Annotated in this window: 15 protein-coding genes and 1 tRNA gene; 13 read left to right on the top strand and 3 right to left on the bottom strand. The window is 43.2% G+C overall.

What is annotated here, in order from left to right:
• Positions 1-104: 104 nt before the first annotated feature.
• From Q9G97_RS10115 to Q9G97_RS10105, 3 genes are all read left to right on the top strand, one after another.
• Complete coding sequence (locus Q9G97_RS10115) at positions 105-1244, top strand: alkene reductase (RefSeq protein ID WP_305898713.1); 1140 nt, start codon at positions 105-107, stop codon at positions 1242-1244.
• Positions 1245-1405: 161 nt separating this feature from the next.
• Positions 1406-1627 (top strand): hypothetical protein, encoded by a 222-nt coding sequence (locus Q9G97_RS10110; RefSeq protein ID WP_305898712.1) that lies wholly within the window; start codon positions 1406-1408, stop codon positions 1625-1627.
• A gap of 110 nt (positions 1628-1737) precedes the next feature.
• Positions 1738-2856, top strand: coding sequence for an L-dopachrome tautomerase-related protein (locus tag Q9G97_RS10105; protein ID WP_305898711.1), 1119 nt, complete (start codon positions 1738-1740; stop codon positions 2854-2856).
• Positions 2857-2997: 141 nt separating this feature from the next.
• Here the strand turns inward: Q9G97_RS10105 and Q9G97_RS10100 are convergent.
• A tRNA-Val gene (locus Q9G97_RS10100) sits at positions 2998-3074 on the bottom strand.
• A gap of 448 nt (positions 3075-3522) precedes the next feature.
• On the opposite strand from Q9G97_RS10100, the gene Q9G97_RS10095 reads away from it, so the two are divergent.
• The 5 genes from Q9G97_RS10095 to bhcD all read left to right on the top strand — a co-directional run bounded on the left by Q9G97_RS10095 (position 3523) and on the right by bhcD (position 9488).
• Entirely contained in the window at positions 3523-4245 is a 723-nt protein-coding gene (locus Q9G97_RS10095) for a hypothetical protein (protein WP_305898710.1), read from the top strand.
• 465 nt (positions 4246-4710) lie between these two features.
• Positions 4711-5874 (top strand): L-aspartate--glyoxylate aminotransferase BhcA, encoded by a 1164-nt coding sequence (gene bhcA, locus Q9G97_RS10090; protein WP_305898709.1) that lies wholly within the window; start codon positions 4711-4713, stop codon positions 5872-5874.
• A 99-nt stretch (positions 5875-5973) separates the two neighbouring features.
• The gene (bhcB, locus tag Q9G97_RS10085; protein ID WP_305898708.1) at positions 5974-6954 is read left to right on the top strand and encodes a beta-hydroxyaspartate dehydratase BhcB; all 981 of its coding nucleotides are present in this window, start codon (positions 5974-5976) and stop codon (positions 6952-6954) included.
• A 207-nt stretch (positions 6955-7161) separates the two neighbouring features.
• Positions 7162-8313, top strand: a complete 1152-nt coding sequence (gene bhcC / locus Q9G97_RS10080) for a 3-hydroxy-D-aspartate aldolase BhcC (RefSeq protein WP_305898707.1) — start codon at positions 7162-7164, stop codon at positions 8311-8313.
• A 158-nt stretch (positions 8314-8471) separates the two neighbouring features.
• Entirely contained in the window at positions 8472-9488 is a 1017-nt protein-coding gene (bhcD, locus tag Q9G97_RS10075; protein ID WP_305898706.1) for an iminosuccinate reductase BhcD, read from the top strand.
• 69 nt (positions 9489-9557) lie between these two features.
• Here bhcD and Q9G97_RS10070 read toward each other — a convergent pair whose 3' ends face one another.
• Positions 9558-10436: an alpha/beta fold hydrolase gene (locus Q9G97_RS10070; protein ID WP_305898705.1), complete on the bottom strand. Its 879-nt coding sequence runs from the start codon at positions 10434-10436 to the stop codon at positions 9558-9560.
• A gap of 29 nt (positions 10437-10465) precedes the next feature.
• Positions 10466-11233: a class II aldolase/adducin family protein gene (locus tag Q9G97_RS10065; RefSeq protein ID WP_305898704.1), complete on the bottom strand. Its 768-nt coding sequence runs from the start codon at positions 11231-11233 to the stop codon at positions 10466-10468.
• A 445-nt stretch (positions 11234-11678) separates the two neighbouring features.
• Here Q9G97_RS10065 and Q9G97_RS10060 point away from each other — a divergent pair, with 445 nt between their 5' ends.
• The 5 genes from Q9G97_RS10060 (at position 11679) to Q9G97_RS10040 (ending at position 19572) form a co-directional block, all read left to right on the top strand.
• Positions 11679-14066 carry an FdhF/YdeP family oxidoreductase gene (locus Q9G97_RS10060; RefSeq protein WP_305898703.1) on the top strand — a complete coding sequence of 796 codons (2388 nt, stop codon included), beginning with the start codon at positions 11679-11681 and terminating at the stop codon, positions 14064-14066.
• 118 nt (positions 14067-14184) lie between these two features.
• Positions 14185-15189, top strand: a complete 1005-nt coding sequence (locus tag Q9G97_RS10055; RefSeq protein WP_305898702.1) for a formate dehydrogenase accessory sulfurtransferase FdhD — start codon at positions 14185-14187, stop codon at positions 15187-15189.
• A gap of 230 nt (positions 15190-15419) precedes the next feature.
• A complete protein-coding gene (locus Q9G97_RS10050; protein ID WP_305898701.1) occupies positions 15420-16070 on the top strand; it encodes a 2Fe-2S iron-sulfur cluster-binding protein in 651 nt (216 codons plus the stop codon).
• Entirely contained in the window at positions 16067-17074 is a 1008-nt protein-coding gene (locus Q9G97_RS10045) for a xanthine dehydrogenase family protein subunit M (protein ID WP_305898700.1), read from the top strand. The genes Q9G97_RS10050 and Q9G97_RS10045 overlap by 4 nt, the downstream gene beginning before the upstream one ends.
• Positions 17075-17076: 2 nt before the next feature.
• Entirely contained in the window at positions 17077-19572 is a 2496-nt protein-coding gene (locus Q9G97_RS10040; RefSeq protein WP_305898699.1) for a xanthine dehydrogenase family protein molybdopterin-binding subunit, read from the top strand.
• Positions 19573-19654: the final 82 nt, after the last annotated feature.

Below are 19654 nucleotides of genomic sequence, written 5' to 3'. Positions count from 1 at the left end.
TGCTGACTAATATTGCTTACCCAATCATTAGATTGGTCATTAAGCATCAAAACAGGCTCAATACATTCAATAATAAGCCATCAGCTGCTTTAAAAGAGACATTTATGACACAGACCATTCTCAACACAAATAAATTATTTTCTTCTGTCGAACTTGGGCCTTACACGCTAAAAAACCGTATCGTGATGCCACCGTTGACACGCTCTCGTAGCACGCAACCTGACAATATTCCTAATGACTTGATGGCAGGCTATTATGCACAGCGCGCGTCAGCTGGATTTATGGTGACTGAGGGCACACAAATTGAGCCAAGAGGCCAAGGTTACGCTTGGACACCTGGTATCCATTCACCAGCTCAAGTTGAAGGTTGGAAAAAAGTCACGCAAGCAGTACATGACAAAGGCGGTATTATTTTTGCTCAGCTTTGGCACGTGGGCCGTGTGTCGCACACCAGCTTGCAGCCTAACGGTGCTCAGCCGGTAGGGCCGTCTGATATTACTGCTGATAACGTCAAAGTATTTATTGAAACGGGTCCAGGCGAAGGTGCTTTGGCTGATCCAAGTGCGCCGCGTGCACTCAGTACCGATGAAGTTGGTGAGCTGGTAAACATGTATGCGGCAGCTGCGCGCAATGCATTGGAGGCGGGTTTTGATGGGGTAGAGCTGCATTGTGCCAATGGCTATTTAGTCAATCAGTTTATCTCTGAGCATACCAATCAGCGTGATGACCAATATGGTGGGTCATTGACCAATCGTCTGCGCTTCTTAAAAGAGATCGTCGCGGCTGTCAGTGATGTGGTCGGTGCTGATCGTTTGGGCGTGCGTTTTGCGCCACTATTTGCCAGTACCACTGAGACACGTGTGTATTTGGGCTTGGTAGAGTCAGATCCCCATCATACGTATGTCGAAGCAGTCAAATTGCTTGAACAAGCGGGCATTGCCTACTTGTCTATTGCTGAAGCCGATTGGGATAATGCGCCTGATTTACCAGACACTTTTTATCAAGCGGTCAGAGAAGAGTTTTCAGGCCGTATTATTTATGCTGGCAAGTATACGATACAAAAAGCCGTGAACATTTTAGAAAAAGGCTACGGTGATTTATTCGCGTTTGGTCGCCCATTTATTGCCAATCCCGATCTGCCAGAGCGTATTGCCAATAATTGGCCATTGAATGAGGCAGACCCTGCCACTATGTATGGTGGTACGGATATTGGCTACAGTGATTATCCTTACTATCAAGAATAGCGAAGCAGCTGAGCAGTAAACAAAAATAAGGCCGTTAATACTAATGGCCTTATTTTTGTTTATGAATTTGGGACTGGTTGGATATTCACACATAGTCAATCATCAAGCCGCGATTGTTGCTTTTGTCGCGTACAGATTTTTTTATCAATAGGTAGTAGGCAATGAATCAGAATACTAAAGAAAGACTGATACGTATATTGGTAGGGTATGTTGGACTTTACCCAACGCTCCTAATCGTATTGACATTATTGAAACCTATGACTCAGGGTTTGAGCCTGCCAGTGGTGGTATTAATCGAAACCATCATACTTGTGCCCTTGACACAGCTGGTGTCATTTCCGCTAGCAGGTAAGCTGATTGATATGCTAAGAAAAGACAAGTAAAGTGATCTATGCTGTCAAATCCGTAGAAACCCTATGAGCACCTTCAATTAGAGCAACATTATCAGATAAAGAAGCCAATATAGGCTTCTTCGAATATTCAGGAATTCACGATGAAAAATATTTTGATTATTGGGTTAGTGGCTACTGTCCTAGCAGGCTGTAGCTCATTTGAGCGCGACACTATGTCTGTGACGCAAGTAAAGCCCGTGACGAAAGTAAAAAGCGCTGCTGCGACAGTGGGACAGATAGAAAACGTTGTCGGTTTACCTATTCGTTCAGGTAACGTCATGGCTACTAGCGATGGTCGAGTATTTTCTACCGTACATCCGAACGACGGTGAGCAGGGCGTGCAGTTATTTAAAGTGACTGGCGCCAACAGTTATCAGCCTTGGCCTTCAAATAAATTTCAATCACCTAAAGGTCAATATAGCGAAGCGACCATTGATACGCCACTAGGTATCACCAAAGACAATCAAGGTGGGTTATGGATTGTCGATATGGGTCAGCACATCGGTAAAACTCGTGTTTGGGGCTTTGATATCAAAACCGGTGCATTGATTAGTAAAATCGAGATACCCACAGACATCGCACCAAAAAACAGCTTTGTACAAGACTTAGTGGTCGATAGAAAAAATGGATGGATTTATTTAGCCGATATCCCCAATCCAGCCATTATTGCTATTAATATGAACACCAATGAAATGCGTCGTTTTGGCAACCACGTCGCTTTACAACCGGAAGCTGACGCAAAAATGGTGATTAATGGCGTGGATATCATGCTAGGTGGTCAGCCGACAAACAATGGTATCAATCCAATTACGATGTCAGCTGATAATAATACGATTTATTTTGGCGCGATGAATGGTAAATCTTGGTACAGCTTAGATGCTACCTTGTTCAGAGCGAAAGCCAGTGATGAGCAGATTGGTAAGAGCATTATCCGTGTTGGTGACAAGCCTGTATCTGATGGTGCTACTACAGACAGTCACGGGAACCACTACTTTACCAACTTAAATGACAATGGCGTAGATGTGCTTGATAATAAAGGCCAGCTAACCTCGTTAGTGCGAGACAGTCGATTTGATTGGCCTGACAACGTGTCTTTAGATAGCAATGGCTGGTTATACGTTGTGGCAAACCAATTACATAAAACACCGCCGTTCACTGGCACTGTCGATCAAGGCCAACCACCTTATCATATCTATAGAGTGTGGGTAGGGAAGCACTAATCTAAAAAAAGTTACCTTGTTTAAAACAAATCATTTATTTTAATTTTACAATATAACTCAGAGCTGATTGAATAATGATGATAAATGGTTTATAACAGACAAAAAAAGCCCCAGTCGTTAGACTGGGGCTTTCTAAATATTTGGTAGGCATAAGCAGATTCGAACTGCTGACCTCTACCATGTCAAGGTAGCGCTCTAACCAACTGAGCTATACGCCTATTTAGGTTGAGCATTTTAGCAAGTTTTGACGACTTTGCAAGCGTTTATTTATGAAAAGCCAAATTATTATTATAAGGTTGTGATTTTGAAGTGAGATTTTATTGTTAATTAACAATTGGTGTTATTCTACTGTCCGTATCAAGTACATATTTTCATGGATTGTGCTTTTAGTACTGTACTGTGGTTTTGCAATTTTTATTTGTGTTAAAATGCCCGTCGAATGGCTCATTCAACCTAGGGTCTGTCATCATTTAAGACAATCAACACGCCCAACTGACGACAGTTTTTATCCTCATTTTTTAATGGCGATACACCCTAATAGCTATACGGTAAAAAGCAATATAAATACACTAGCAACACTGTGTCGCTTTCAAAGTGTTTTAGCTATGTATTCTAGCTATCTATAAAATTATTTCTACAAAACCAGCTATACAAGGTATTTTGAATATGGAACAAACACAAAACGCTATCGAACAAAGACCTGTATTCATGCCCAGAGTTAACAGTGATAATCTGGTAAAAACTGACATGGTTCGATTTGAGCGACATGTAGGATTTGCCAGTCGTCAGAAGAAAAAATCTATTAATGACTTGCATCAAGTGATTCGTAAGAAGTATGGCTTTAGTAATGTCTTAGAGCTCTCTAGCAAATCAGGTAATAAGTTGAGCTTTTCACTCAGTCCGTTGAGTTTACAGCTAACGAATGAGTACAATGAGCATAGTGGTCAGCACTGTAGTGTCGAAAACGCCTTTCAAAGCAGTATGGTTTTTGAATACGGTGGCCCTTTTACCGATCTTTTGACAGTAGCCCCAAGACAAGCCAAAAAAGATGAGCGCTTGACAACGTCAGGTGAATTAATCGGCTATAATTATTTCGGTATGGAGTGGAGCGTAGAGCCATTAACTACCTTTTACGACTGGCTATATGTCAATGCTCTAAAACAAAACCCTATGCTTGCTGAGCAGGTTATGCAGTATCAAGCCTTTACTAATATTGAGTTTAATCCCAAAAAGTCCATTCATTGCTCAGCCTATGCACTAGCTATGTTTGTAGCGCTGAGTAAACGCGAATTGCTCGATGGTGTCGAAGACCCCATGACGTTTTTTAACTTATATCATGAGTTTAAAGTCAGTAATACGGAGTCACTGTTAGAAGAAGGTTGGATCTAGTCGGTATAAAGTTTTTGATAGCAATAAAGTGCTTTTTGGCCGGGTAAAGATGAAATTATGCAAATTACACTTGTAAAAAAATGTGTTTGCCTGTATGTTAAATAACAACTTCAACGATGTTGCCTTTAATTGGTTACTAAATATCTAGGCTTCAGTATCTACGCTTCAGTACCTAAACTTTTTCAACCCAAACTCCTTCGTTGAACAGTCCCAAAACATTCGTATCATTCGTACAAACCGTTACCGCAAGACACACCATAAAAAGAAAGCAGTAAGCAGCCTAGTGATAAGTCACCTGCAACTTCTTTTTTTGACATGGTTAATTTTTAAAATCTATAAAATACTTAAATCTGCACAACACAAAAAATTGTATGAGTCAGGAAGACTCTTGCATTTATTTTGCCCTGATACTCTATATATGCAATTTTTGTGTACCTTCTATATACACTAACAAGGATGTGACTCATGTCGTTACAGAACCCTATTTTTATTCCTGGTCCTACCAACATACCAGAAAGACTTCGTCATGCGATGAACGTGCCAACTCAAGATCATCGCGCTCCTGATTTTTCCCAAACGTTTTTACCCGTGCTGGCTGATGCTAAAAAGGTATTTGAAACCGAAGATGGTGAAGTACTTTTATTTACCTCTAGTGGCACAGGTGGCTGGGAAGCAGCTATCAGCAATACTTTGTCACCAGGTGATAAAGTCCTTATCGCCCGTTATGGTATGTTCTCGCATCGCTGGATTGATATGTGCCAGCGTCATGGTCTAGATGTACAAGTTATCGAATGTGCTTGGGGCGAAGGTGCTCCTGCCGATCAGTTTCAAGCTATTTTAGCAGCCGATACCAATCACGAAATCAAAGCACTGATGGTCACTCATAATGAAACCGCGACTGGTGTTCTAAGTGATATTGGCGCGGTTCGCACCGCCATGAATAGTAGTGATCATCCAGCATTGTTATTCGTTGATGGTGTCAGCTCAATCGCGTCTGTACCTTTTAAAATGGATGAGTGGGGCGTTGATATTGCAGTAGCAGGCTCACAAAAGGGCTTTATGCTAGCCACAGGTATGGCCGTATTAGCGATTAGCCCAAAAGCACTAGCGGCTATGGATCAAGCAAAACTACCGCGTACTTATTTTGACTTCCGTGACATGCTAAAAGCCAATGCGAATGGTGGCTTTCCTTATACCCCACCACTGAATCTAATCTATGGCATGAGAGCCAGTCTTGATATGCTGTTTGAAGAAGGCCTTGAGAATGTCTACGCACGTCATTATCGTTTAGCCGAAGGTGTGCGCCAAGCAGTTAGCGCATGGGGCTTTAAGCTTGCGGCAAAATCACCTGAATTATATTCTCAAACGGTAAGCGCGATCTATGTTCCAGAAGGCTTTAACAGTAATGAGCTGACCGATCACGCCTTTAACAAGTACGGCATCTCTTTTGGAGTCGGCTTAGGTGAGATGGCAGGTAAAGCATTTAGAATAGGCCATTTAGGATCACTTACTGAGGTAATGGTGTTATCAGGACTTGCTACGCTTGAGATGGCAATGGCTGACTTGGATTATCCAATCACCCTAGGTCAAGGCGTTGCTGCTGCCCAAGAGTATTACCGCAATAACTAATTATCAAAATAACTAATTATCGCAATAACTAACTAGCGCAATAACCGAATGGCGAATAGATAGTAGAAAGACAAATAAAAAATAGACAAGGAGTTTTTTATGATTACTAATGAAGATGGTTTAACAATTCCAACCCTTGACGATATGCTTGAGGCGCATGAGCGCATTAAGCCATACATTCATCGTACTCCTGTTTTGACCTCATCGTTTTTGAACGAGCTGGCTGGCTGTGAGATGTTCTTTAAGTGCGAAAACTTTCAAAAAGCAGGCGCTTTTAAAGTTCGTGGTGCTTCAAACGCCGTATTTGGCTTGAGTGATGAAGAAGCCAAAAATGGTGTCTGTACGCATAGCTCAGGTAACCATGCACTGTCTTTATCTTATGCGGCAGGTCAGCGCGGTGTACCTTGTAATGTGGTCATGCCTTATAGCGCACCTGAAGCCAAAAAAGCGGCAGTCCGTGGTTACGGCGGTATTATCACTGAATGCCAGCCATCAACGACTTCACGTGAAGAAGTGTTTGCTAAGATTCAAGAAGAAACTGGCGGTGATTTTGTCCATCCGTACAATGACCCACGCGTTATCGCAGGACAAGCGACTTGCTCACGTGAGTTTTTGGAGCAAATGGAAGAGCGCGGCGTAACACCTGATATGGTTGTTGCCCCAATCGGTGGCGGCGGAATGATTTCAGGTACTTGCTTGACCTTGTCGAACTTAGCCCCTGATGTCAAAATCTATGCCGCTGAGCCTGTCAATGCTGATGATGCAGCGCGCTCATTTAAAGCCGGTCATATTATCGCTGATGATGCGCCAGACACTATCGCTGATGGTCTAAAAGTACCCTTAAAAGATTTAACTTGGCACTTTGTTAGCAACTATGTCACTGATATTCTGACCGCGACCGAAGAAGAAATCGTGGCAGCGATGAAACTGACTTGGACGCATATGAAAATTGTCATTGAGCCAAGTTGTGCTGTACCGCTTGCTGTTATCTTAAAGAACAAAGACGTGTTTGCAGGTAAAAAGGTTGGGGTCATTATCACAGGTGGTAACGTAGATCTTGATAAACTGCCTTGGAACTAATCTTAAGCCATTAAGTATTAGCAGCTAAGAAACAATAGCAACTGAGCAACAATTGCAACTTAGCAACAATAATTAGGTATTGATGCTAAGTATGATCTTTAAATACTTGGCGCAACAAAACTGGGCATTGATTAAGCGTAAGTTATGCGCAAGTTAATGACCCTTTTATAGTCAGATACAATTAATCAAAATAAATGGAGCATGAGAATGATTACTGAAGAATTAGAAGTTGGTTTTAACGTCCCTGCTGAAGTTGGTATGGATGAAGCTGATATTCAAACCCCTTGCTTGATCTTGGATCTTGACGCCCTTGAGCGTAACGTCAAAAAAATGGGCGACTATGCTAAAGACCATGGTATGCGTCATCGTAGCCACGGTAAAATGCATAAGTCAGTTGACGTACAAAAACTGCAAGAAGAAATGGGCGGCGCTATCGGCGTATGCTGTCAGAAAGTATCAGAGGCGGAAGTGTTTGCACGCGGTGGTATCAAAGATATCTTAGTATCAAACCAAGTACGTGAGCCTGCTAAGCTCAAGCGTTTAGCTAACTTACCTAAACTAGGTGCAAAAGTCACCGTTTGTGTCGATGATATCGATAGCGCTGCCGAGTTATCAGCTGCGGCAACCGAAGCGGGTACTGAGCTTAATTGCTATATCGAAATCGATTGTGGCGCGGGTCGTTGTGGTGTAACAACGACTGAAGCAGTTGTAGAGATTGCCAAAGCTATTGATGCTGCTGAAAACATCCATTTCACTGGTATTCAAGCCTACCAAGGTGCGATGCAGCACATGGACAGCTATAGTGATCGTAAAGCTAAAACTCAAATCGCTATCGATCAAGTACAAGAAGCTATCGATGCGCTAACTGAGATTGGTCTAAAGCCAGAATTCGTTTCAGGTGGTGGTACAGGTAGTTACTACTTCGAAAGTAATTCAGGTGTTTTCAACGAATTACAGTGTGGTTCTTACGCGTTTATGGATGCTGACTATGGTCGTATCTTAGATGAAGACGGCAATCGTATTGATGCTGGTGAGTGGGAAAACGCTTTGTTCATCCTGACTTCTGTGATGAGCCATGCAAAACCTGACAAAGCTATCGTTGATGCAGGTCTAAAAGCACAATCAGTAGATAGTGGCCTACCATTCATCTACGGTCGTGATGACGTTGAATATGTTAAGTGCTCAGATGAGCATGGCGTAGTAAGCGATCCTGATGCTGTGCTAAAAATTAACGAAAAACTAAAACTAGTACCAGGTCATTGTGATCCTACTTGTAACATCCATGACTTCTACATTGGCGTACGTAACGGCAAAGTTGAGTCTGTATGGCCAGTATCTGCACGTGGTCGCGCATACTAATTAGTGCAAAGCTAGAACTACTAGCCATTCGTTTAATTTTATCCGTTTAGTTTAACAGGGGCTGTTGTAGCTTTAGCCTACAGCGGCCCCTAATTTTATAAAAAATATTTAAAATTTTTTAAGAATTTGATAAACATCAATAATAAAAGGAATTTATGATGAGTACAGCTAATAACGATGTTAATAACAACGATGCCAATAACGAAGGCTTAATCATTGTCTCAGAAGAGGCCTGTAAATCAGTCATTGATCGCCCTTCAGCATTTATTGCGGTTGAAAACGTATTTGCTTCAATGGCAAGCGGAGATGCTTATAACTTCCCTGTTATTCGTGAAGCTATCGGCTATGCTGATGCGCTTTATGGCTTCAAGTCAGGCTTTGATAAAAAAGGTAAGTCATTAGGTCTAAAGTCAGGTGGCTACTGGCCAGGCAATGCAGCCAAAGGCTTAACGAACCATCAATCCACTATTTTTCTATTCAATCCTGATAATGGTAAATTACGTGCGCTCGTCGGCGGCAACTATCTAACTGCGGTTCGTACTGCCGCGGCATCATCGGTATCAATCGCCCACCTAGCGCGCAAAGACAGCAAAGTATTAGGTATGGTTGGTGCAGGTCATCAGTCTACTTTTCAATTACGTGCGGCTCTTGAGCAACGCAGTTTTGAAAAGGTAGTCGCTTGGAATAAAGATGCTGATCAACTTGGCAACTTAAAAGCCGTTGCTGATGAGGCTGGTATCCCGTTTGAGTCAGTTGATCGTGAGCAGTTGTGTGCCGAGGCTGATGTCATCATCACGATTACCTCAGCGTTTGAGCCATTATTGATGAAAGATTGGATCAAACCAGGTACGCATATCGCTTGCATGGGTACGGATACGGTCGGTAAGCAAGAAGTAGATGCTGATCTGATGGCAGTTGCGACCGTATTTACTGATGAAATTGCACAGTCTATTAGCTTAGGTGAAACCCAGCACGCGATCAAAGCGGGCACGATCAAAGAGTCTGACATCACGCCAATCGGTGCGGTCATCAATGGCGACCATGCGGGTCGTAGCAATGATGATGAGATTACCTTATTTGATGGTACGGGCGTTGGCTTGCAAGATTTAGCCGTTGCCTCTGCTGCTGCCAAACTTGCGGTTGAAAAAGGCGAAGCTCAGCACATCTCGCTATAGTTGTTAGTTTAATTATTAAAAATTTGAAGCAGCCAAATAATTCGTTATTTGGCTGCTTTTTTATATTTATTAATCAATACGCTCTCTAAATGCTAAATAAGCCTTAGTAATAGCAGCGGCATTTTCTATTTGCGGATAATGCCCTAGCATTGGCATTGTCGTAATATTGGCATTAGGAATCAGCTTGCGATAACGGTCAATCATGTGCTGACCTGAGATCGGGTCTTTCGCGCCAGCGATTAGCTTGATCGGTATCAAGCTATCAGTAATAGCACCTACCCAGCGCTCGCGATGCTCTTTACGCTGTGGAATATAATTGATTAATTTGTGCATTACCCTCAAGCCATTATTGTAGCTAAGCAGCTGCCATAACGTATCGATAGTCTCAGGTGTTGGCTGAGTATTAGGACCGAATATTTTTTGCAAATTAGTGGCAAATTTCTGCTTGGTGATGAGCTTTGAGATCAAAAAACCTAATGGCGAGAGTAATAGTTTTTGAACGAGTATCGGCTTATGAGTTTCAGGAAATAGACCACCATTTAAAAAGCAGACACTGGCGATGTGCTTCTTATTAATATCGCTATCATAAACTTGCCTTGCTAGTAGCTCTTGCGCGACGGTATCGCCATAATCATGCGCCAAAATATGATAGCTATCGATATTAAGTCCATCTAGTACAGTCTCAAAAAGATCGGCTTGCTCGCTGAGCAGATAGTTTGCATTTTTAGGTTTATCCGACAAGCCAAAACCTAGCATATCAAGTGTGATCACATAGTAGTGCTGTGTCAGCTCATCCCACATGCCCTCCCAATCCCAACTAGCACTAGGATAACCGTGAATCAATACTAAGGCTGGCGCGTTTTTGTCTCCTCCATACCGAGTAAAAATCTGCTGTCCATTAATAAACTGATATTGTCCCTGATTCTGCCAATCACTTAAAGGTATCATCACTGAATTCCCATCATCTACTTATTCTTTTATTCTTCAAACGAAGAGTCAGTTCGGCGTAGTTTTCTTAACAGAGCAGGCCAAGCAATATCACCGCCAGCGCCTTTGGTTACCTGTGCCGATGCCGCTTGAATACCTGCTAATATCTGCGCGGGTATTTGGGTTAAAGTAGCGCCGCCACTTTGCGCTTTAATTTGCACCTCGCAAGCTTTTTGCATGATGTACATAAACAAAAAGGCATCGGCGACGCTGCTAGCACAAGTCAACAAGCCGTGATTGCGTAGTATCATAAAGTTAGCATCGCCAAGATCCGCCACCAATCGCACTTTTTCCTCAGGGTTTAAGGCGATGCCTTCATAGTCATGATAAGCCAAATTAGATAGTGGAAATAACGACTGCTGCGAGATAGGTAGCAAACCTTGCTCTTGCGCTGATACCGCGACGCCATCGCCAGTGTGCAAATGTAGTACGCAGTGGGCATCGTGACGTGCGCCATGTACAGCGCTATGGATGGTAAATCCTGCTGGATTGATATCGTAATCAGATGGCGATATTTTTTCGCCCGCTTGATTGACTTTGACGAGATTTGAGGCGGTGATTTCTTCAAATAATAAGCCGTAAGGATTAATCAAAAATGCATCTTCGGTGTCTGGCACACGGGCGGATATATGAGTGAAAACTAGATCATCCCAGCCATACATCGCAATCAGTCGATAACAAGCGGCGAGATCGACGCGCATTTTCCATTCAGCCTCAGTGACGTTTTCTCTAACATTTGATACTGACTCATTTTGCATAATGTCATCCTTGACGGTTTTAGCTGCTGTGTATAAAGTTTTATAGATGCTTATATGGATCATTATAAGCGATTAATTTTACTAAACTTTATAAAAATTAAGCACTGCTGTCAATGCTACAAGCATCAGCTACATAATTCTCAATAAAGCAAACTTAACAAAGTGTTTCAACATGCCTTAGTCAGTTCGAAATAAAATCGATACGTCATTATCGCCGTGCTACTGGTATAAGTTTTTTGGCGTGCTGTGTCTACGCGGCGTCGAGCCTGCGTAAATTATATATCAGTAGCACTATATCGGTTTCAAAGTGAAGAGGCTATAACCATTATAAAAACAACTCTATTAACAAGTTTTTACTGGTTATCTGCACCGTGCTTTTAGTATGATTTAGATGTAGCTACTTTGCAAACTCAGAGTCCATAGCAATTCATTAATGAGGTCTATTATGCGCAAGATTCCTATTTATTCCCACCCAGCCGCTGGTTGGCCCGCGCTAATTGCCTCAACTCGTAAGCTGATGGATTATAAAGCTTTTACTCGTGGTAGTTTAAGTGTATTCAGTAGTAACCAGCCTAATGGTGGCTTTGATTGTCCAGGCTGTGCTTGGCCTGATCATAAGACTCATAAGACGCTAGATGTCTGTGAGACGGGAATAAAAGTGCTGGCAAGCGAGACAATGTCGACCAAAGCCGATGCGGAGTTTTTCGCTAGACATACCGTGACTGAGCTACAAGGTTGGAATGGTTATGAGCTTGAGCATAGCGGGCGTTTATCGGAGCCGATGCGTTATGACGCTGCGCAAGATAAATATTTACCAATCGCTTGGTTGGATGCTTATAAAATTATCGCTGAACAGTTAAATGCGCTTAATTCTCCTGATGAGGCGCTATTTTATACCTCAGGTCGCGTGACCAATGAACCCGCCTTTTTATATCAATTATTTGTGCGCTGCTTTGGTACTAATAACCTGCCAGATTGCTCAAATATGTGTCATGAGCCAACCTCAGTGATGTTAGGTCGTCAATTAGGCGTTGGTAAAGCGACGGTAATGCTAGAGGATTTTGAGCAAGCCAAACTGATTATGATGTTTGGGCAAAATCCTGCGACGAATCATCCGCGTATGCTGGAGATGCTCGCTCATGCACACAAGCAAGGCTGCAAAATTATCTCGATCAATCCGATGCGTGAGCAAGGGCTAAGCGCTTTTAGAAACCCCCAAAAGCCTACGCATATGGCAATGGGTCAGAGCGATGATCTAGTCGATAATGTGATTCAAATTCAAATCGGTGGTGATACAGCGCTATTGACAGGTATTGCCAAATGGCTGACTAAGAATAATAAAATCGATAACGACTTTATAGAGCAGCATACTTCTGGTTATACAGAGCTTGATTATTGGTTACGCCAACAATCTTGGAGCGACGTTGAGCGTGGCTCTGGAATTAGCAAAGATGAGATTGTCAGCATTGCGAAGTTAGTTGCCAACAGTCCAAAGACCATTTGCACTTGGGGTATGGGAATCACTCAACACGTGCAAGGCGATGACAATGTGGCGATGATTACCAATTTATTACTGCTAATGGGCATGGTCGGCGTTGATGGTGGCGGCGCATCACCAATACGCGGACACTCTAATGTGCAAGGTGATCGGACGATGGGTGTGCATGAGCGGCCTGGGCAAAAGCTGCTCGATAGCTTAGAGAAAGTATTCAAGCGTCCTATGCCACAAGAGGACGGTTTCGATGTGGTAGCTGGCGCGAAAGCATTGATAGACGGTGAGCTAAAAGCCTTTGTCAGTATGGGTGGCAATTATGCCGTAGCCGCGCCTAATATGAGCGCTATCCAACAAGCGTTGACGACTACTCAGCTTAACGTATTTGTTGGCACTAAGCTCAACGGTACTATGCTATATCCTGGGGCGAACAATTTGATTCTACCTTGTATTAGCCGTACTGAGAGCATTATGACCAAAAAGGGTGAGCAGTTTGCAACGACCGAGGATTCAATGTGTCAAGTATCGCGCTCGCAGGGCAGTCTTAAACCGATTAGCGACATGATAAAATCCGAGGTGCAAATCATCGCTGATATGGCAACTCATGTATTAGGCGCGGATGACCCAATTGATTGGCAGGCCATGAGTGAGGATTTTGATATTATTCGTGATTACGTCGCTGAAGCTATTGAAGGCTTTGAAAGCTTTAATAAGCGTGTCCGCGAGGCTGATCGAGGTTTTCATCTATATCATCCCGCGCGCCATCGGGTTTGGAATACAGATAGTGGCAAGGCGCAGTTTGAAGTACCACAATATCCGATCACTTTTGTAGCGGCACAAATGACCGAGGCAAATGCCGATCTACAATTGGGCAATGTCGATTACGATGATAACAATAGTGCTATTGAAGCTCATCAACAAGTATGGCAATTGACTAGTGTACGTAGTCACGATCAGTTTAATACTATGATTTTTGGCTACAAGGATCGCTACCGTCAAACAGATCGCCGTGATGTGCTATTTATGCATCCTGATGAGATCCAGCGTATAGGTTGGAGAAAAGGCGATAGAGTTACGGTATCGCGTCAAGACAGTCATGGTCAGATACGTACCCTTGGGCCTTTAGTGTTAACAGAGATGGATATCGCGGCTAACGCGGTGGCGACCTACTATCCTGAGTGCAATGATTTATTCGACTTAGATACCCATGCGCCAGACTCGCATATCCCTGCCTATAAGTCATCAACGGTTATTTTGGAGCGCGCCAAGCCCGTTAAAGTAAAAGATAAGAGCGCTAAAGAAGTCGATAGTGAGGTCAGCCCGCAAGCTGCTTTTGCTTAGTACAAAGTGATTTTTTTATAATGATTTCAGGGTGGGTTGGCTTAAGGTTAACCCACCTATTTTATTTAATATCGATTGCGACACTCAAATAATATCTAAAAGTATAAAGGTTGATAAAGTGACTAAACCAATTGAATCGACTCCACTTGCACGCATTCATCCTACTCTAAGACACTATTGTCCAACAGCTACTTTATTAAATGATGAAAACTCAATTATTAAAGATTCAAATCTTGAAAACTTTAACGTCGAAAATTCAAACGTAGAAAATTTGATTATTGAAGATAAGCCCGCCAGTCTAGCGGTAGAAGCTGCGGTTGCTATCGTGATTAATGGCATTCACTACGCAGTATTGATGGCAAGTCCACATCAGCTAGAGTATTTAGCTATCGGCTTTTTATATAGTGAAGGGCTTATCGAGCACAGCTTTGAGCTATTGGATTGGGAGGTGATGCAGTTAAGCGATGAAGCAAAACTGAACGCTTTTACTCAAGATAACGCTATAAATAGTAAAAATGATAATGACGATCATTCTGAACTTAATAGTTTTGAGCATCTACTAGATTACGACACTTATGTTATTGAGCTGACCTTGAGCCAACGCTGTCATCAACGTATTCAAGCACAAAAGCGTATGCTGGCAGGGCGTACAGGTTGTGGAATGTGTGGTATTACAGGAATCACCCAAGCATTACCTGATTTAAGTTTTTATTTACAACATAATCAAAAGAATATCGATATAAGTCAACCTAGTCTTGATGAGCTACTAGCTATACGCGCACAAATCGATGCAACTCAACATACCCATAAATTAACAGGCGCGGTTCATGCTGCAGCGACCATGCAGGGTAATACGTTGCATTTATTTGAGGACGTTGGGCGTCATAATGCGCTGGATAAGCTTATTGGCTGGCAGTTACGTCACAAGGCAGAAGTTCACTGCGTAGTTATGACTTCACGATTATCTATTGAGCTAGTACAGAAATCTATTCGTATGCGCCTGCCATGGCTAGTGGGCATGTCAGCCCCGACAAGTACTGCGGTAAGAGTAGCTGAACGCTATGGTTTAGGGCTGGGTGGATTTTTACGGGATAATAGAGTGACTTTTTATACGGAGTATTAAATAATTATCATTCATATTCTAGTCAAAAAACTCCACTCTAAGCACTACAAAGCTAAAACAAAACCTATTTGCCTAATAAGTCATAATAAATTGCATTATTACTGACGCAGTTAATCATGTCTGATAATTTTAATTAATGACCAAGCTTAATAGCTATGCTTAGTAATAACAGAACTAAAAACTATTAACTTTTATGGATAGCCCTTATCACCTGCCAGCGAGAAGCCAGCATGCTTACTTTGAATATTAATAAACAAGAGCATCACTTTGATGACCTTGATCCTCGAACGACGATCCTTGATCTATGTCGTCAACACTTACAGATTACCGGTCCCAAAAAGGGCTGCGACCATGGTCAATGCGGCGCTTGTACTATTTTGATCAATGGTGAGCGTGTGAATTCATGTCTGACGCTAGCGATTATGCACGATGGTGACGAGATTACGACGATTGAGGGCATCGGTATGCCTGAGTCGTTATCTGAGTTGCAACAAGCCTTTATTGATCATGATGCCTTTCAATGCGGCTATTGTACGCCAGGACAGATCTGCTCAGCGACGGCTTTAATAGATGAGATTCAGCAAAATTGGCCAAGCTATGTGAGCACTGATCTGCAAAATCCAGATGGACTGCTAGTACAAGAAATCGCTGAGCGTATGAGTGGTAATATCTGCCGCTGTTCTGCTTATCCTAATATCATAAAAGCTATTCATCAAGTACTGTCAAATCAAGCTTCAGATAAGTCTGTAGCTGCAAAGAACGGCACTTCTATCACAGGTATTTGGTCACCGCCACCCAGTGAAACTCAGTTAAGCAAATCATCAACTTCTCAGTCAATAGATAAGCAAACCAATGCTAGCCTGCAAGGAGAACGCTCATGAAACGCTTTGAATATATTCGCGCCCTTGAGCCGCAGCAAGCGGTTATGTTTGCAACTCCTAAAGAGGCCTCATTTATCGCAGGCGGTACCAACCTCTTAGATTTAATGAAGCTTGAGATTGAAACGCCAACCAAATTAGTTGACGTGACCCGTTTAGAGCTTGCGCAAGTAGAGATGACGGACGATGGCGGATTGCGAATCGGTACGCTCGTTACCAATAGTGATCTGGCCGCTCATCCTGAGATCATCGCCAATTATCCTGTGTTATCGCGTACTATTTTGGCAGGGGCGACCGGTCAGCTGCGTAATAAAGCCACGACAGGCGGTAACTTCTTACAGCGTACGCGTTGCTACTATTTTTATCAGACTGATAGCGCTTGTAATAAGCGTAATCCAGGTTCTGGTTGTCCCGCTATCAGTGGTGAGAATCGCACTTTGGCAATATTAGGCACGAGCGACGCGTGTATCGCTCAGCACCCCTCTGATATGGCAGTAGCGATGCGCCTGTTAGACGCTACTATTGAAACTATAAAAGCAGATGGCTCAACTCGTAAAATTAATGTCAAAGATTTTTATCGCTTGCCAAAAGACACCCCACATATCGAAACGGTACTAGAGTCAGGTGAGCTAATCACCCATGTGGTACTGCCAGCACCGATCAGAGGCATGCATACTTATGACAAAGTACGTGATCGCGCCTCATACGCTTTTGCCTTGTTATCTTGTGCAGCTATCATAGATGTTGATGATAGCGGTAATTTGGACACGGTTCGCTTAGCATTTGGCGGCATTGGTACTCAGCCGTGGCGCAACGAAGCAGTCGAAGCGTTATTAATAGGTACTGACGGTAATGATGGGGTCATCAAACAGGCGGCAGATTTATTATTAAAAGAGGCTAAAGGTAGTGGTCAAAATGACTTCAAGATACCGCTAACACGCCGTTTATTTAAACAAGTTATTCAGCGCGCACTAGCAAGCCGTTTACTATCGAATGAGGGAGCATAATCATGTCATTATTGGACTCAGTACTTCCAGCAGAATCGACCAAAAAAATGACCATGGATAAGCCTGTCGAAACCCTATTTGACAAAACGGCAAGCAAATTGGTTGGCAAGCCTATTAATCGCGTTGATGGCTCATTGAAAGTCAGCGGTCAAGCCCCTTATTCAGCAGAGATTCACCTAGAGAACCAAGTCTATGGCGTCTTGGTTGGAGCAACTATTACTAAGGGTAAAGTAGATAATATCGACAATAGCTCTGTAGATAATATTCCTGGCATTATCAAAGTTATAACCGATCCAGAGCATTTCTTACGCAATCCGCAGCAAGGCGGCGCAACCAAAGCACCCGCTCAAGGTGTAAGTGAAGTGTTCTATCATGGTCAGCCTATAGCTGTCGTGATTGCCGAAACTTTTGAGGCCGCAACAGAAGGCGCAAAAGCACTTAAAGTCACTTACCAAGATCAGACTGATAAAGCCGCTGTCGATTTTACCAAAGAGCTATCTAATGCTCATGAGGTTGATGAAAAAAAAGGCTCAGACAAAAATTCTGTACTGGGTGATCCTGAGCAAGGACTTATTGATTCTGCGGTGACTGTTGATCGCTTTTATCATACGCCTAGCCAAAATAGTGCCGCTATGGAGCCTCATACGACATTGGCGCATTGGGAGGGCGATAAGCTGGTTTTGTATACGGCTAATCAGATGCTTGCCTCTTGCAAGCAGCAAGTTATGGATGCCTTGGATTTAAAGAAAGATCAGGTACAGCTCATTGCCTATTACGTGGGTGGCGGTTTTGGTAGTAAGCTTGGTATTGCGCCAGAGTCTATTGCCGCAGCAATTGCCGCAAAAGAGCTGGGTCGCCCAGTGCTAATTACGATGACGCGTCCGCAAGTGATGGAGGCGACAATCAGACGCTCGAATACCCGTCAGCGCATCGCTATTGGCGCTGACCAAAGTGGTGTTATCAATACCATGATTCACGATACGGTGACTAGTAATTTGCCAGAAGAGGCATTTTTTGAGCCAACTGCCTTATCTACCCAGTATTTATATCGTGGTGAAAACCGCCGTGTAAATTACAAACAAGTAGATATGAACCAAGTATTGTCAGGCTCTATGCGCGCCCCAGGCGAAGCCGTTGGTATGATTGCGGTTGAATGTGCGATGGACGAGCTGGCCTCGCAGTTGGATATTGATCCCATTGAGCTGCGCCGCCGTAACGAACCTGAAAAAGATCCTAGCCAAGATATTCCGTTCTCATCGCGCAAGCTCATTGCTTGTATGGAACAGGGCGCTGAGCAGTTCGGTTGGGAGCAACGTAATAGCAAACCTGCCAGCCAGTTAGAGGGCGATTGGTGGATAGGTACAGGCATGGCGGCATCTGCTCGTGGCAACCAGTTACAGCCTTCTGAAGCTCGCGCCACACTAGAGATAGATAGCTCAAAAACGCTTGGTGTAAAAGCTATTATCGAAACCGATATGACTGACATCGGCACTGGCTCTTATACGGTATTCTCTCAAGTTGCCGCGGATCTGTTAGGGCTACCTATTGACCATATTGAAATGAAGTTGGGCGATAGTGATCTACCAGCGGCGTCAGGTTCAGGCGGTAGTTGGGGTGCTGCTAGTGCCGGCAGTGGTGTCTATCTAGCCTGTCAGCAATTGCGAGAGATTATTGCAGGTAAGGTTGGTCTTCATCCTGATACCATTCAGTTAGACGATGGGCAAATCAAGCAAGTAGGTGAGCATGATCCTAGCATAACAGAAGTTGCTCTTGATGCGGCGCTTGAAATGGGTAAAGAAAAAGCTGCAGAATTAGTTGAAAAAGTATCTGGTTTGGCAGATAAGGTCTCTGGTTTGACAGAAAAAGCAACGGGACTAGCAGATCAAATCGCTGAAAAAACAGGTCTACCGATTTCCAAAGCTGAAACGGAAGCATATGATTTTAGTAATTCTCAGTCTTATGCGTTAGCAGATATTATCGCTAAGTACGACGATCAAAAGCTCAGTGCTAAAGGTCAGATCAAACCAGGTAAAAATGGTAAAAAATATCGTCAGTCGTCATATGGTGCTAACTTCGCTGAAGTTGCCGTACATAAAGTTACTGGGGAGATTCGTCTTAAACGTATGACGGGAGCCTTTGCAGCAGGGCGTATCTTAAACCATAAAACAGCTACCTCGCAGTGCTATGGCGGTATGATATTTGGTATTGGTTCTGCCTTGATGGAAGAGATCATTCATGACAAGCGCGATGGTCGCCTGTGTAATCATGACCTTGCTGAATATCATGTTCCTGTCAATGCAGATGTCCCGCAGCTCGATGTTATTCTGGTAGAAGAAGATGATCCGTATACTAACCCGATGCACATTAAAGGTATTGGTGAAACGGCGATCTCTGGTGCTGCTGCGGCAATTGCTAATGCTGTCTATAATGCGGTTGGGGTACGGGTTTATGACTTCCCGATTACGCTTGATAAATTGCTAGCTGAGATGCCAGAGTAATTTTCCATAGAAGTTATTATATTAAAGAAACCCGCTTAAGTAGCGGGTTTTCACAACTTGAGTATTTATAATACAAATAAAG

It is taken from the genome of Psychrobacter sp. M13, from assembly GCF_030718935.1.
GTDB classification, from domain to species: domain Bacteria; phylum Pseudomonadota; class Gammaproteobacteria; order Pseudomonadales; family Moraxellaceae; genus Psychrobacter; species Psychrobacter immobilis_G.
Note: the sequence above shows the minus strand (reverse complement) of the source record. Positions and strands in the feature narration are given on the sequence as shown.